This window comes from Tenacibaculum lutimaris, from assembly GCF_003610735.1.
Classification (GTDB): domain Bacteria; phylum Bacteroidota; class Bacteroidia; order Flavobacteriales; family Flavobacteriaceae; genus Polaribacter; species Polaribacter lutimaris.
The window spans coordinates 120,917-135,096 of sequence record NZ_RAQM01000009.1; the positions used below are offsets into that span (position 1 = coordinate 120,917).

Below are 14,180 nucleotides of genomic sequence, written 5' to 3' on the forward strand. Positions count from 1 at the left end.
GATGAAAAAAGTAGTATTTATTGCAATTTGTACTGTTAGTTTATTAGGTTTTTCTTCTTGCGGAAGTACTAGTCCTTGTGGATTAGCAAAAACTAATCAAAACAAACAAAAACAACATCAACAACAAGAGATAGTAGTTGCAGATGCAACTGAAGTAGCAATCGCTGAATAAGTTGATGTTTCTTTATTCAAATTCAATAAATCCGCTTTTTTAGGCGGATTTTTTATTTTTAACTATTATAGCATAAAAAAATCCTTTTCTAAATAGAAAAGGACTTAATGTATTTTATATTGATTTTTACTTTGCTATAATTTCTCCTAATAATGCACCTTTTTCAAAGGCAAACACCATAACTAATAATAGTAAGATTGCTGCACCTGTTACAACATAATACTTAGTTTTATTTTCTTTTTTCATAATATATAATTCAGTTTAATTAATTCTTCTTTTTTAGCATAGGCACAAATCTAAAACCACCTAGTTCATGCTTTTCAAATTCTTTTGGTGACTTTCTAATAAACAATGTCATTACTTGCTCTTTATCGCCCACAGGAATCAACAACCTACCTCCTACTTTAATCTGTCCTAACAATGCTTTAGGCACATACGGAGCCCCAGCTGTTACAATAATTTTATCAAAAGGAGCTTCTTCTGGCAACCCTTTATAACCATCTCCAAAAATAAAACGCTTAGGTCTATATCCTAGTTTTGGTAAAAACATAGAGGTTTTCTTGAATAATTCGTGCTGACGCTCTATCGAGTACACTTCTGCTCCCAACTCTAATAAAACTGCTGTCTGGTACCCAGACCCTGTACCAATTTCTAACACTTTCTCACCAGGTTGTATCTCTAAAACTTCCGATTGAAAAGCCACAGTATAAGGTTGAGAGATGGTTTGTTCAGCCGCAATAGGAAAAGCTTTGTCTTGATATGCATGTGCTTCAAAACTACTATCCATAAACAAGTGTCTTGGAATTTTTCGTACCGCATCTAATACTTTAGCATCGGTAATTCCTTTTGCTTCTAAAACGTTTGCTAATTGATTTCTAAGTCCTTGGTGTTTCGTTGTGTCTTTCATTTATACTCCCTCCTAATACAAACAGTATTCTATATAAATATAGGATATTTATTTTATTGTAATTATCGCCAACTCTTCCTGTAAAAGTTTGACTGATCATAAAATTTCGAGAGGCTAAAAATAGTAATAAATATGTATAAAAGTGTATCTTTGTTTGCGTTGATTTTTTGTGGAAATCATTTCTTTTTCAACAAACCAATCAAATAACTAATAATCTTTCACTTATGTTAAAAGCTGGAGTTTTAGGCGCAGGTCACTTAGGAAAAATCCATTTGCGTTTGTTACAACAATCAGAAAAATACGAATTAGTAGGGTTTTATGACCCTTTTACAGAAAACGCACAAAAAGTAGCTGATGAGTTTGGCTATAAATTATTCGATTCAGTAGAAGCATTAATTGATGCTGTTGAAGTAGTTGATATTGTTACTCCTACTCTTTCTCACTTTGATTGTGCTAAACAAGCCATTGAAAAAGGGAAGCATATTTTTATTGAAAAGCCTATTACTAATACAGTATTAGAAGCAGAAGCTATAAGAACTTTAGCTAGTCAACATCATGTTCGTGGTCAAGTTGGACATGTAGAGCGTTTTAACCCTGCTTTTATGGCTGTAAAAGACTTGATTGACACACCAATGTTTATTGAAACACATCGTTTAGCTGAATTTAACCCTCGAGGAACAGATGTTCCTGTTGTTTTAGATTTAATGATTCATGATATTGACATTATTTTATCTGTGGTAAATTCAAAAGTAAAGAATGTGCATGCAAGTGGAGTATCAGTTATTTCAGAAACTCCTGATATTGCCAATGCACGTATTGAATTTGAAAACGGTTGTGTTGCAAACCTAACAGCAAGTAGAATTTCAATGAAAAACATGCGTAAAAGTCGTTTTTTCCAAAGAGACGCTTATATCTCTGTAAACTTTTTAGAAAAGCAATCGGAAGTTGTTAGAATGAAAGATGTGCCAGAAAAACCTGATGAGTTTGCTATGATTTTACAAAATGCTGAGGGAGTTAAAAAGCAAATTTATTACGATAATCCTGAAGTAGTTGCCAACAATGCTATTTTAGACGAATTAGAGTCGTTTGCAGACGCTATTAAGAATAACACTACTCCTATTGTTTCATTACGTCAAGGTACTGAAGCTTTACGTGTAGCACATCAGATTATAGATTGTTTTTAGAAAAATGAATTCTCTTCGAGCATTTGGTTCTTTATTGTATTTTATAATATTCTTTGGAGGATTATATTTTTTATGGAATTATGGAAATATAGCTTTCTTTTTTGGAAAAACTACAAAAGTAAACGCTCAAATTGATTCTATAAAAGTTGTTTATGGAACTGCTGGAAGGGGCTATCATCAAAAAATTTATTATCAATATAAATTTGAAAATAAGATATACAGTTCAAACTTTAGAAATAAGGCTACAATGTGGGAGCCGATTCAAGAAAATGATAGTTTACAACTAAAAGTTTCAAATAATAACCCTAAAAATAATAAAGTAATTGGAGTTTATTTCTCCTATTAAAACACACAACAACATGAAAAATATCGCCGTAATTGGAGCAGGAACAATGGGAAATGGAATTGCGCATACTTTTGCTCAATTTGGATACAATGTTCAACTTATCGACATTTCGCAAGCTGCGTTAGATAGAGGTCTAGCAACCATTACTAAAAACTTAGACAGAATGGTAGCGAAAGAAAAAATTACTGAAGACGATAAAAATAATACTTTAAATAACATTACTACACATACTTCCATTAAAGAAGGTGTTCAAAACACTAGTTTAGTTGTTGAGGCAGCTACTGAAAATGTAGATTTAAAACTTAAGATTTTTAAAGATTTAGATGAAGCTTGTGCTGAAGATACTATTTTAGCTACCAACACTTCATCAATCTCAATTACTCAAATTGCAGCAGCTACCAATAGACCTGAAAAAGTAATTGGAATGCACTTTATGAATCCTGTACCAATTATGAAATTGGTTGAAATTATTAGAGGATACAACACTTCTGATGAAGTAATGGACTTTACAGTTGATTTAACTAAGAAAATTAATAAGGTTCCTGTTGAAGTAAACGATTACCCAGGTTTTGTTGCCAACCGTATTTTAATGCCAATGATTAACGAAAGTATTGAAACTTTATACAACGGTGTTGCTGGTGTTGCTGAAATTGACACTGTAATGAAATTAGGAATGGCACATCCAATGGGACCATTACAATTAGCTGATTTTATTGGGTTAGATGTTTGTTTATCTATTTTAAACGTAATGTATGACGGATTTAAAAACCCTAAGTATGCTCCATGTCCGTTATTAGTAAACATGGTTGCAGCAGGAAAATTAGGAGTAAAATCTGGTGAAGGCTTTTACGATTATTCAGAAAGTAGAAAAGCTGAGAAAGTAGCGAAGATGTTTTCTTAGTTCTTTAAGACTTTATAAAACAAAAAAGAGAAATTTCTTAATTGAAATTTCTCTTTTTTGTTTAAGATATATTTTTACCACTGCTTAATTAAACTACGAATTCCTTTCTCAACTCCTTCGTAGTAATTCTCATTCTTAAACTCTGGAATTATTATACTATCAATTACTTTTTTACAGATTTCATCTGTAAGTGTTTTTTCTGTTCCTAACCCCGTAGATATTCGTATTTCTCTTTTTAATTTATTAATAACAATTGTTAAACCATTATTCTTATCTTTTCTACCTACTCCCCAATCATTAGCTAAAGCTAAAGAGTAGTCTTCAATATTTTTATAAGGATCATAACTACTTATAGTAACAACTGCTATAACATTTGTTGATTCTTTTTCATAATCATCAATTAGTTTTTCTAACTTCTCTTCTTCCTCTTTTGTAAACACATCTTCATAATCATTTACATAACCAATCGGGAAGGGAAACTTACTCTGAACAACTTCTTTTGACTTATTAAAAAAAACAACTTCCTTCTCATTCTCTCTACTTTTACATGAGAATACTGTTATTATTAGAAGTAGTATTATTATAACTTTTTCTTTTTTCATTTCTCTTAATTTAACAAGAGGTATCTGCGATGATTTTCCATTCGCCTTGTATCTTCTTAAAGATGATCATAAAAACGCCATCAGCGTCACCTACAGTCCTTTTTAAGTGATATTCTCCCATAACCGAATAAGCTCCATTAGTAATTTTCGAAATATCATTAATCTTAAACTTTAATTCACCAGAGTACTCTTTTGTTGGATATCCTTTTTTATAGTTATCTAAAGTCTTTTGCCAACCAAAAGTTATTCCGTTACGTCCATAAAACTTTAATGAATCGTTTTTCCAGTACCCTTGCATAAAGCCTTCTAAATTGTGATTAGACCAAGCTTCTTCTTGTGCTTTCATTACTGATAAGATTTCTTCCTTTTCTGTTTCTTCTGAAACAGTTTGAGTTGCTTCTTCTTTACACGAAACAAATAGTGCCAATAAAAAAATGACAGTTAATAACTTCTTCATCTTAAAATAATGAATTTATAATTTCTTTTATAGTAATCCCTTCAGCTTCTGCTTTGTAGTTCTTTACAATTCTGTGTGATAAAATAGGAATAGCTACTGCTTGCACGTCTTCAATATCAGGTGAGTATTTTCCATGTACTGCTGCGTGTGCTTTAGCTGCTAAAATTAAGTTTTGAGAGGCTCTAGGACCTGCTCCCCAATCAATATACTTTTTGATTAATTCTGTTGCTTTATCAGAGTTAGGACGTGTTTTACCTACCAATCTAACCGCATACTCAACTACATTATCTGCTACAGGAATTTTACGGATTAACTTTTGAACTTCAATAATTTCTTCTGATGAAAAAATTGCATTCACTTTTTGTTCAGCTATTGAGGTAGTATTTTTTACGACTTGTACTTCTTCTTCAAAACTTGGATATTCCAAGTTAATTGAAAACATAAAACGGTCTAATTGTGCTTCTGGTAATGGATACGTTCCTTCTTGCTCAATTGGGTTTTGCGTAGCTAACACAAAAAATGGTAATTCTAACTTGTAATGGTGTCCTGCAATCGTTACCGATTTTTCTTGCATTGCTTCTAATAATGCGGCTTGCGTTTTAGGTGGTGTACGGTTTATCTCATCTGCTAAAATGATGTTTGAGAAAATTGGTCCTTTTATAAATTTAAAATGACGTGTTTCATCTAAAATTTCGCTTCCTAAAATATCAGAAGGCATTAAATCAGGTGTAAACTGAATTCTACTAAAATTTAATCCTAAGGCGTTTGAAATTGTATTTACCAACAAAGTTTTTGCTAATCCAGGTACTCCAATTAACAACGAATGTCCTCCACAAAAAACCGAAAGTAACGTATAGTTTACCGCTTCTTGCTGACCTATTATAACTTTTCCTATTTCTTGTTGTAGTTGGCTGTACTTTTCTACTAATGTGTTTACTGCTGTTACGTCAGACATAAATGAAAGTTTTTCTTTATTCAATAAATTTAATTACAAACTTTTATAAAATGAAATTCCCGCTTTCGCGGGAATGACAATATACTAAATTTATTACTTCTTATTTATTTTCTTTCTTCCAATCTTTTTTGAAAGTACAATCTTTGTAATCGTTTCCTAACTTTAAATACGTTTCTTGTATTTTTTGCTTTGTCCATTTAGCAATCTCTTCTTCTTTCTTTTTAGCTAAAGCAAACTGTTGCATTCTTACATAATCTTTAACTAAATCAGCTGTATGATTATCTGTTTTGTCTGTCATTAAGATTACTCCATACATTTTTTCTCCTTCACGTGTTTCATCGTAAAAAATATCCGATAAATCTCCTTTGTTTAATTCACTAATTCTTGGATATAACTCTGGAGGCATTCTTGTTAACTCAAAAGAAGGTTCTTGTGTATATGGGTTCATAATTAAACCTCCACTATTTTTAGTTTCTTCATCTTCCGAATACTTTGCTACAGCCTCTTCAAATGTAATTTTACCTTCTTTTATCTCTGCTACAATTTTTTCTATTTCTTCTTTAGTTTCCTGTAATTTTTCATCAGAAATTTGAGGCTGCATTAAAATATGAGATACTTCTCGTTGATTACCTTTAACTTTATGTAATTGAATAATATGATATCCAAATGCTGATTTAATAGGCTCAGAAATTTGATTTACATCTAACGAAAAAGCAGTTTCTTTAAACTCTTTAATGAACGGACTGTCTTTTGTAATCACATATTTCCCTCCATTTTGAGCCACTCCTGGGTCTTCAGAGTTAATAATCGCTTTTAACTTAAAACTTGCTCCGTTTTCAATCTCTTTTTTAATTTCTTTAAGTTTGTTTACAACACGATCTACTTCTTCTTGAGTAGGTTCTGCTTTTAATATTAATTGATTTAATACTACTTCAGCCGGAATTTCAGGAAGTTCTCCTTTCTCCTCTAAACCTTTAAAATATAATCTAATTTCTTCTGGAGTAACATCAACGTCCTCTGTAATTTTTTGTTGCTCTTTTTCTATTAACAAGTTTTCTTTTTGAACTCTAGCTAATTCTTTCTTTAAATCTTCGATATCGTTAAAACCATACGCTTCAACTACTTTTTCTTCACTTCCATATTCTTGCGTAAAAAAAGCAATACTTCTATCTACTCTTCCGTCTATTTCAGCTTGAGACACTACTACACTATCAATTACAGCATGGTGTGCTAACAATTTTTGTTGCATTAATTCTTCAAGCATTTCGCAGTTAGAAATCTTTACTTTCCCTTCACTTCTTAACTCTACTTCTTGCTTAAATTTATCAATATCAGAATCTAAAACAATGTTTTCACCTACCACAACGGCTACTCCGTCTATTTTTTCTTGTGCGTTTAAGGTTGTTAAACCTGCTAAAAACAAGGCAAATGCTATACTAGTATTCTTTAAAATTTTTGTTTTGGATTGCATCATTTATTAGTGTTTTTTCAATATCTCGTATTAATTCTAATTTTCTTTTATGTAAAATAATTTGCTTAATTCTAGGACTCACATAGCTTAGAGGAGCTGTTGCGTTCTTAGGCAAAATATTTTTTACAGCGACCAAATATACTCCTAAAGTATCTTCTTTTTGTATGAATTTTGATATTTTTAACAAGTTTTCCTTTGATTCATTACGAAAAGGAGGTATTTTTTTCTTTAAATAATCAAAAGTTACCCAAGTTGAATCTTGTAAACGGTATGATTTAAAGTTTAACAAATGTCTTTCTAAATCTACTTTATCCTCTTCTTTTTCTGATTTAAACTGTGCTATGGTTTCCTTTTTATCTAAAAACTTTTTGCCGAAGTTTACATACTCAAACTGTAATAACTCTTCATTTGTTTTGAAGTTTTCTTTGTTCTCTTCATAATATAACGCTATTTCTTCTTCACCTACAACGGTGTCTAATTGCTGTTTTATTAATCGTTCTTTGTAACCGTTTATGTATAAACTTTTTTTATAATCGTTTACTAAGCCTTCAATCTGTTCACTATTTACTTCTGATATATTTTCTTCAGCTTTTATATATAACAATTCTTGTTTAGCCCATGAATTGATAATTCCTTTAACAAGAACTAAACTATCTTTTTTAGAAAGGTTTTTAGGTAATAGCCCTTTAATATCGTTTTTATATAAATGCTTGTTATAAACTGTAGCTATAGGCTTATCTTCTCTTGTTTTTTCTTTCTTTAAACTAACAAGATCACATGAAACTATACTAATTAATACTATTAGAAAAATATATTTCTTCACTTTATACTATTGGTTATATGTTTTCTTTAATTTTCTTAAAACCTTTTCTTTTACTTTAATAGTGTTCTTTTTTCTTAAATCTTTAATCCATTCTTTTTCCAATTCATCTTGATAATCGCTAATCACTTGACCTCTAATTTCATCAAGTTCTTTGCCATATTTATTTTTATGAGATAAATAGAATTTATTCAGTCCAACTTCATCCATTGATGCTTTGTTCCAAATTTTATTTTCCATTAAATCAAATAACAGCAACCCTTCTTTATATTCTTGTAGAATGTTTTTATACTCAGAATCCTTATTTCCTAAATCTTCTTTGAAGTAATTTATCACTTTTGTATTTACAAACTCTTTAAATAATTTTTGATCTACTTGCTGGTTTTTAGAGGTCGCAAACATAAATAAATCTTTTTGCAACCATTCTTTTTCATTAATAGAAAGTACAATCTCTCCTAACTTTTTATTCTTTATAGAACCTTTAAAGATTTTGATTGCTTCAGGGTACTCTTTTATTTTATAATTCTTTTTTACCTTTTCTAAGCCTCCATTTCTTAAAGCTTTAACCCTACTTGAGTTTTTTATTCTTGTTGTTAGCTCCTCTTTCATTTCTTCAAAAGAAGTTATTGGGTAATTTTTTAACAGCTTTACTATGTGCCAACCATACTTTGTTTTAAAAGGTTTACTATAATCACCTATTTTTTCAAGCTTTAACACCTCATTTTCAAAACTATCTACCATTTTTCCAGTTCCAAATTTTGGTAGCTTTCCTCCTTTATTTGCAGAACCTATATCATCTGAATATTCTTTTGCTAATTTTTCAAAAGAAGCTCCAGATTTTAAAAGTTGATAAATATCTTCAATTTTAGACTTCCCTTTTGCTGAATTTACCACCAAAATATGTGCTACTTCAAACTCCCCTTTAGATAATCTACTTCCTGTTACTTTTATGATGTGGAGTCCGAATTTAGTTTGAAAAGGCTCAGAAATTTCTCCTGCTCTTGTGTTATACGCTACATTTTCAAAAGGATATATCATTTGAAAAGCAGAAAAGTACCCTAAATCCCCCCCATTTACTTTAGCTGACGGATCCTCAGAAACTTCTCTTGCAACTTTAGCAAAATCTTCTCCTTGTAATATTCTACTTCTGTATCTGTCAATTTTACTTTTTAAAAACAAGGTATCAACAGCTATTCCATCACTAGGATATTTTACCAAAATATGACTCGCTTTAATTTCTGTCTTGGTACGGTTATAGGCTTCCTTTACCAATTCATCAAGTGTCTCTTTATCGTATAAGTATGGAATGATGAGTTGGTTTTTATACATTTCTAACTCTTCTTGATATCCCTTTACAGTGTCTAACTGTAAACTATAAGCCTCTTTTACTTTCAGTTTATAGTTGATGAACAGCTCTAAATAATCATCTAAATCATTTCCTTTTTCATCTTCTACCAAAGACAAATTCTTTTCATACACTTGCTTAAACTCCGAAACTAATACTGGAGTATCATTAATCCGAAACAATTCCTGATCTCTTTGTGAAAAAGTTGAAAGAATCGTACAAAAAACAGCTAGTATGAAAAGTAGTTTTTTCATGCTATAAATTTACAAAGAAATAATGCCTTTTATAACCTCTGCTTTTTTATAATAAGAAATAACTTCATCAGAACTTTTAACCGTTAAGTGTATTGAAACACTAACATATTTACCTGTTTTAGATTTTTTAGTGTCAATAACAGCTCCACCTTCATTAAATAAATCTTGCACTTCTTGTACTTGATTACCATCTGTAGGAACTATAAACTTGTATAAGTATTTAGCCGGAAAAGTTGTAGTGTCTTCTAACTGTGATTTTAACTTTGCGTAAAAAGCCTCTCTATCTTGCATAACTCAATTATTACTGTTTTTATTAAAAATCATCAAAAAAATATAGAATTCATGATGATGAAGCACAAAATTACACTATTTATTATATTTATAACTTGAAACTTTTATTTTTGCCCCATGCAACAAAAAATAGTTTTAATAGGTGGTCCTGGTACGGGTAAATCCTCTATTTTAAGAGAATTTATTAAGCGTGGATATGAATGTATGCCAGAGATTTCAAGAGAGGTTACCCTAAAAGCTCAAAAAGATGGAATAGACCAACTTTTCTTAGAGCAACCTTTACTATTTAGTCAACTTTTATTAGAAGGACGAGAACAACAATATATAGATGCACACCAAAGTGATGCTGAAATCATCTTTTTTGACAGAGGAATTCCTGATGTACATGCGTATATGAATTATTTAGGTTCCGATTTTCCTAATATTTTCATAGAAAAAAGCAATAAATACTTATATACCAAAGTATTTATGTGTGCTCCTTGGGAAGACATCTATAAATCTGATAATGAGCGTTACGAAACGTTTGAACAATCAGTAAAAATTGACACTTTTTTAAAAAAAGCTTACGAAGAAATAGGCTATAATATAATTGATGTTCCTTTTGGAACGGTACATGAGCGTTGCGATTTTATTTTACATACGTTAAAACACGATGTATGATACAGCACTTCAAATACTAAAACACTATTGGGGATTCAACTCGTTTAGAGAGCCTCAACAAAAAATAATTACAGAAGTATTAGCAGGAAACAACGTAGTTGCCCTACTTCCTACTGGTGGAGGTAAATCTATTTGTTTTCAAGTACCTGCATTGGTTAAAGAAGGAGTTTGTATCGTTATTTCTCCTTTAATAGCACTCATGCAAGATCAAGTTGCAAACCTCGAATCAAAAGGAATTAAAGCTACTTTAATCCCTTCAGGAAGCACACAAGACGAAATTATTACGCTTTTTGATAACATCCGTTTTGGAAAAACTAAATTTTTATATCTTTCTCCTGAACGATTACAATCTCGCTTTATTCAAGAGAAAATTAAGCAACTGCACGTCAATTTAATTGCTATAGATGAAGCGCATTGTATTTCTGAATGGGGACATGATTTTCGCCCTTCATATCAGAATATTACAATTTTGAAGGAACTTCAACCTTCATCTCCTATAATTGCTTTGACTGCCACAGCTACGCAAAAAGTAATTACAAATATTACTAAATCATTAGAATTAGAAAGCCCAACTGTTTTTAAGCAGTCGTTTTTTCGTAAAAATTTAGCTTATCAAATTTTTAAAACGGAAGATAAACTTAGTAAGCTGAACCAGATCTTTACCAAAACGAAAGCTCCTGCAATTATATATGTAAATACACGTAATAAGACAAAAGAAATTAGTAGCTATCTTAATGCACAAGGTTTTAAAAGTTCCTTTTACCATGGTGGATTATCTTCCGTAGAAAAAAAACTCGCTTTTGATAATTGGATGACAGAAAAAACACCAATTATTGTGGCTACCAATGCTTTTGGAATGGGAATTGACAAACCCAATGTTAGAGTCGTTGTACACATCAATTTACCTTCTTCAATCGAAAATTATATACAAGAGGCTGGTCGTGGCGGTCGTGATGGTAATAAATCTTTTTCTGTAGTATTAACTAACAATAGCGATATTACGCTAAGCAGCGAACTCCTTAAAAAATCATTACCTACTGTTGACGAAATAAAAATTGTTCATCAAAAATTATATCAGCATTTTCAAATTGCCAGAGGAGAATTCATTGAATCGGCTTTTGACTTTAATTTTTTAGATTTTTGTAGTAAATACAGTTTTGTTCCTAACAAAACCTTTAATGCACTTCAAATACTAACTAATAATGGAATTATAGAGCTCAATCATAATTTTCAACAAAGGTCTACTGTTCAGTTTTTAGCTTCGAGTAAACAAGTAATTTCTCAAACACATCAAAACATACAGCTTAAAAATTTTATTCAGCAAGTTTTACGCATGTATGGAGGGATATTTGAAAACCCTGTTAAAATTGATGAATTCTATATTGCTAAAAAACTAGGAGTAACTTCTTGGTCTGTTATTAATATGTTAGAAAAGTTGGCTCAAGAGGAATTAATTGAATACACAAAATCTACCAACAATGCAGAGCTTTTCTTTTTGCATCCCAGAGAAGATGATAGAACCATTAACCGAATTTCAGTAAACATTCGACAATATCTCAAGCAAAAAGAGCAAAAAAACAACGATTTACTACATTTTATTCAAAGCGACGGAGTTTGCAGAAGCATACAACTTCTTACCTACTTTGATGAACATAATGCAGAAAACTGTGGAATTTGTGATGTTTGCTTACAGAAGAAAACAAGAACTAATGTAAATCAGCAAGATGTTTTGTCGCTATTTAAAGAAGGAAAAAGCTATACAGTTATTGAAATCTGCTCGCTTCTAAATGAAAAAGAAGCGAACATTTTAATACTTTTGCGTGAGCTACTTGCTGAAGAAAAAATACAGACGAATAACAATAAATATTATTTGATATAAATGAGAGATTTACGTATTGTTTTTATGGGAACTCCAGATTTTGCTGCTACTATTTTACAACACTTAGTAGAAAATGATTATAATGTTGTGGGAGTTATTACTGCGGCAGACAAACCTGCTGGTAGAGGTCGTAAGCTAAATCAGTCTGCGGTAAAAAAATATGCGTTGTCTCAAAACTTGCCTATTCTTCAACCTACAAATCTAAAAAGTGAAGAGTTTCAAGAAGAATTAAAAAAGTGGGACGCCAACTTACAAATAGTAGTAGCATTTAGAATGTTACCTAAATCGGTTTGGGCAATGCCTGAATATGGCACTTTTAATTTACATGCTTCGTTATTACCTGAGTATCGTGGAGCCGCTCCTATTAACTGGGCAATCATTAATGGCGAAACAAAAACTGGAGTTACCACTTTCTTTATTGATGATAAAATTGATACTGGTGAAATTATCCTACAAAGTGAGGTTGATATCAAAGAAAATGAAATAGTAGGTGAATTACACGACAAACTAATGCACCTAGGCGCCAATTTAGTTGCTGAAACAGTCGATTTAATCTCAAAAGGAGATGTAGCAACTACAAAACAACCAGAACTGGAAGAAAAATCGGCTCCAAAACTATACCCAGACAACTGCAAAATAGATTGGTCTAAACCTTTAGAGGTTATATACAACCATATCCGCGGATTAAATCCATACCCTGCTGCTTGGACAACCATTATAAATGGTAAAGAGGAAGTCTCAGCAAAAATTTATGGTGTCTCAAAAGAAAACACTTCACACTCTTTAGAACATGGAACAATTATTACCACTAAAAAAGAGTTAAAAGTTGCAGTTACAGATGGTTACTTAAACATTCTTCAAATTAAAATTTCAGGTAAAAAATTAATGAACGCTCAGAGTTTATTAAATGGTTATCAGTTTGAAGAAGGAGCTAAAATGCTGTAGCCCTTTATTTATAAGGTTTTAGCGATTTTAACAAAAAAACAATCAGGGTTATTAACAATTCAAGATAACTTATTAACAAAAGAGTGTTTTTTTTAGGGCAAATCTTGCACAATCCCGCATTCCGTCTATATTTGTTGAGCTATTGAAGCAAAAAAATATTAATTAATTTTTAAAATCTATTAAAATTATGAACAAATCAGATTTAATCGATGCGATGGCTGCTGATGCAGGAATTTCAAAAGCTGCTGCTAAAGCTGCATTAGATTCTTTAACTGCTAACGTAACTAATACTTTAAAGAAAGGTGATAAAGTTGCTTTAGTTGGATGGGGAACTTGGTCTGTTTCTAAGAGAGCTGCTAGAACTGGTAGAAACCCTCAAACTGGAAAAGAAATCAAAATTGCTGCTAAAAACGTAGTTAAATTTAAAGCTGGTGCTGGTTTAAGTGACTCTGTAAACTAATATCCTCCTCAAAACATATCACAACAGCATTTAGGCAACTAAATGCTGTTTTTTTTATCTCTAGTGTCACAAAAAACATACAGCTATTGTCTTTAAAATAGAACTTAAAATTATTATACAATGAAAAATATAGCCACTCTTATCGTACTGCTATTTTGTTTCTCAACCACTTTTGCTCAAAAAACCATAAATGCATCTGAAATTATTGAAGATGTAAAAAATGGTAAAGCTGTAACCATTTCAAATGCTACAATTAAAGGCACATTAGATTTTACTTTTATGGAAGAAGCACTCCCTAAACTTCCTACAAGAAAAAGTTGGTGGAACAATGGTGGTTCTAATACTATTGAAAAACAAATTTCCAATAAGGTTTCATTTATAAACTGTGTTTTTGAAGATGATGTATTAGCCTATATTCCTGATGAAAAAAGTGGGTATACTTTTGTTGCTAATTTTGAAGACTTCGTAATTTTTAAAGATTGTACCTTTGAACAAAAAGCAATGTTTAAATATTCTGACTTTGAAAAAAAC

16 protein-coding genes and 1 pseudogene are annotated in these 14,180 nt (G+C 31.1%); 9 read left to right on the top strand and 8 right to left on the bottom strand.

Features of this window, described 5'->3' with window-relative positions; translation table 11 throughout:
• Position 1: 1 nt before the first annotated feature.
• Positions 2-172 (top strand): hypothetical protein, encoded by a 171-nt coding sequence (locus tag C8N26_RS13510; RefSeq protein WP_170141643.1) that lies wholly within the window; start codon positions 2-4, stop codon positions 170-172.
• 265 nt (positions 173-437) lie between these two features.
• Here C8N26_RS13510 and C8N26_RS08995 read toward each other — a convergent pair whose 3' ends face one another.
• Positions 438-1,079: a protein-L-isoaspartate(D-aspartate) O-methyltransferase gene (locus C8N26_RS08995; protein WP_120186996.1), complete on the bottom strand. Its 642-nt coding sequence runs from the start codon at positions 1,077-1,079 to the stop codon at positions 438-440.
• Positions 1,080-1,303: 224 nt separating this feature from the next.
• On the opposite strand from C8N26_RS08995, the gene C8N26_RS09000 reads away from it, so the two are divergent.
• The 3 genes from C8N26_RS09000 to C8N26_RS09010 are packed head-to-tail and all read left to right on the top strand — an operon-like array spanning position 1,304 to position 3,510.
• Positions 1,304-2,263 (top strand): Gfo/Idh/MocA family protein, encoded by a 960-nt coding sequence (locus C8N26_RS09000; protein WP_028892569.1) that lies wholly within the window; start codon positions 1,304-1,306, stop codon positions 2,261-2,263.
• A gap of 4 nt (positions 2,264-2,267) precedes the next feature.
• Positions 2,268-2,609, top strand: a complete 342-nt coding sequence (locus C8N26_RS09005; RefSeq protein ID WP_120186997.1) for a hypothetical protein — start codon at positions 2,268-2,270, stop codon at positions 2,607-2,609.
• A gap of 13 nt (positions 2,610-2,622) precedes the next feature.
• Positions 2,623-3,510, top strand: a complete 888-nt coding sequence (locus tag C8N26_RS09010) for a 3-hydroxybutyryl-CoA dehydrogenase (protein ID WP_099216090.1) — start codon at positions 2,623-2,625, stop codon at positions 3,508-3,510.
• Positions 3,511-3,584: 74 nt separating this feature from the next.
• Here C8N26_RS09010 and C8N26_RS09015 read toward each other — a convergent pair whose 3' ends face one another.
• The 7 genes from C8N26_RS09015 to C8N26_RS09045 all read right to left on the bottom strand — a co-directional run bounded on the left by C8N26_RS09015 (position 3,585) and on the right by C8N26_RS09045 (position 9,705).
• Positions 3,585-4,112, bottom strand: a complete 528-nt coding sequence (locus tag C8N26_RS09015; RefSeq protein WP_120186998.1) for a TPM domain-containing protein — start codon at positions 4,110-4,112, stop codon at positions 3,585-3,587.
• A gap of 10 nt (positions 4,113-4,122) precedes the next feature.
• The gene (locus C8N26_RS09020; protein ID WP_120186999.1) at positions 4,123-4,569 is read right to left on the bottom strand and encodes a YybH family protein; all 447 of its coding nucleotides are present in this window, start codon (positions 4,567-4,569) and stop codon (positions 4,123-4,125) included.
• Position 4,570: 1 nt separating this feature from the next.
• A complete protein-coding gene (locus C8N26_RS09025) occupies positions 4,571-5,524 on the bottom strand; it encodes an AAA family ATPase (protein WP_120187000.1) in 954 nt (317 codons plus the stop codon).
• 100 nt (positions 5,525-5,624) lie between these two features.
• Complete coding sequence (locus C8N26_RS09030; RefSeq protein WP_231517322.1) at positions 5,625-6,998, bottom strand: peptidylprolyl isomerase; 1,374 nt, start codon at positions 6,996-6,998, stop codon at positions 5,625-5,627.
• Positions 6,961-7,818: a hypothetical protein gene (locus tag C8N26_RS09035; protein ID WP_120187001.1), complete on the bottom strand. Its 858-nt coding sequence runs from the start codon at positions 7,816-7,818 to the stop codon at positions 6,961-6,963. The genes C8N26_RS09030 and C8N26_RS09035 overlap by 38 nt, the downstream gene beginning before the upstream one ends.
• A gap of 6 nt (positions 7,819-7,824) precedes the next feature.
• On the bottom strand, positions 7,825-9,414 hold the full coding sequence (locus C8N26_RS09040) for a peptidylprolyl isomerase (protein WP_120187002.1): 1,590 nt from the start codon (positions 9,412-9,414) through the stop codon (positions 7,825-7,827).
• Between the two features lie 9 nt (positions 9,415-9,423).
• Positions 9,424-9,705: a DUF493 family protein gene (locus C8N26_RS09045; protein WP_028892578.1), complete on the bottom strand. Its 282-nt coding sequence runs from the start codon at positions 9,703-9,705 to the stop codon at positions 9,424-9,426.
• Positions 9,706-9,822: 117 nt separating this feature from the next.
• Here C8N26_RS09045 and C8N26_RS09050 point away from each other — a divergent pair, with 117 nt between their 5' ends.
• From C8N26_RS09050 to C8N26_RS13620, 5 genes and pseudogenes are all read left to right on the top strand, one after another.
• Positions 9,823-10,365 (top strand): AAA family ATPase, encoded by a 543-nt coding sequence (locus tag C8N26_RS09050; protein WP_120187003.1) that lies wholly within the window; start codon positions 9,823-9,825, stop codon positions 10,363-10,365.
• Positions 10,358-12,244, top strand: a complete 1,887-nt coding sequence (locus C8N26_RS09055) for a RecQ family ATP-dependent DNA helicase (RefSeq protein WP_120187004.1) — start codon at positions 10,358-10,360, stop codon at positions 12,242-12,244. The genes C8N26_RS09050 and C8N26_RS09055 overlap by 8 nt, the downstream gene beginning before the upstream one ends.
• Positions 12,245-13,189 (top strand): methionyl-tRNA formyltransferase, encoded by a 945-nt coding sequence (fmt, locus tag C8N26_RS09060; RefSeq protein ID WP_211327797.1) that lies wholly within the window; start codon positions 12,245-12,247, stop codon positions 13,187-13,189.
• Positions 13,190-13,376: 187 nt separating this feature from the next.
• Entirely contained in the window at positions 13,377-13,649 is a 273-nt protein-coding gene (locus tag C8N26_RS09065; protein WP_028892582.1) for an HU family DNA-binding protein, read from the top strand.
• A gap of 120 nt (positions 13,650-13,769) precedes the next feature.
• Positions 13,770-14,180: pseudogene (locus C8N26_RS13620) on the top strand (pentapeptide repeat-containing protein); the annotation flags it as partial.

Coding starts and splice junctions, on each gene's coding strand:
- C8N26_RS09000 (WP_028892569.1), top strand. CDS start 1,304: ATGTTAAAAGCTGGAGTTTTAGGCGCAGGTCACTTAGGAAAAATCCAT.
- C8N26_RS09030 (WP_231517322.1), bottom strand. CDS start 6,998: ATGATGCAATCCAAAACAAAAATTTTAAAGAATACTAGTATAGCATTT.
- C8N26_RS09040 (WP_120187002.1), bottom strand. CDS start 9,414: ATGAAAAAACTACTTTTCATACTAGCTGTTTTTTGTACGATTCTTTCA.
- C8N26_RS09025 (WP_120187000.1), bottom strand. CDS start 5,524: ATGTCTGACGTAACAGCAGTAAACACATTAGTAGAAAAGTACAGCCAA.
- C8N26_RS09065 (WP_028892582.1), top strand. CDS start 13,377: ATGAACAAATCAGATTTAATCGATGCGATGGCTGCTGATGCAGGAATT.
- C8N26_RS09050 (WP_120187003.1), top strand. CDS start 9,823: ATGCAACAAAAAATAGTTTTAATAGGTGGTCCTGGTACGGGTAAATCC.
- C8N26_RS09005 (WP_120186997.1), top strand. CDS start 2,268: ATGAATTCTCTTCGAGCATTTGGTTCTTTATTGTATTTTATAATATTC.
- C8N26_RS09015 (WP_120186998.1), bottom strand. CDS start 4,112: ATGAAAAAAGAAAAAGTTATAATAATACTACTTCTAATAATAACAGTA.
- C8N26_RS13510 (WP_170141643.1), top strand. CDS start 2: ATGAAAAAAGTAGTATTTATTGCAATTTGTACTGTTAGTTTATTAGGT.
- C8N26_RS09010 (WP_099216090.1), top strand. CDS start 2,623: ATGAAAAATATCGCCGTAATTGGAGCAGGAACAATGGGAAATGGAATT.
- C8N26_RS08995 (WP_120186996.1), bottom strand. CDS start 1,079: ATGAAAGACACAACGAAACACCAAGGACTTAGAAATCAATTAGCAAAC.
- C8N26_RS09055 (WP_120187004.1), top strand. CDS start 10,358: ATGTATGATACAGCACTTCAAATACTAAAACACTATTGGGGATTCAAC.
- C8N26_RS09020 (WP_120186999.1), bottom strand. CDS start 4,569: ATGAAGAAGTTATTAACTGTCATTTTTTTATTGGCACTATTTGTTTCG.
- C8N26_RS09045 (WP_028892578.1), bottom strand. CDS start 9,705: ATGCAAGATAGAGAGGCTTTTTACGCAAAGTTAAAATCACAGTTAGAA.
- fmt (WP_211327797.1), top strand. CDS start 12,245: ATGAGAGATTTACGTATTGTTTTTATGGGAACTCCAGATTTTGCTGCT.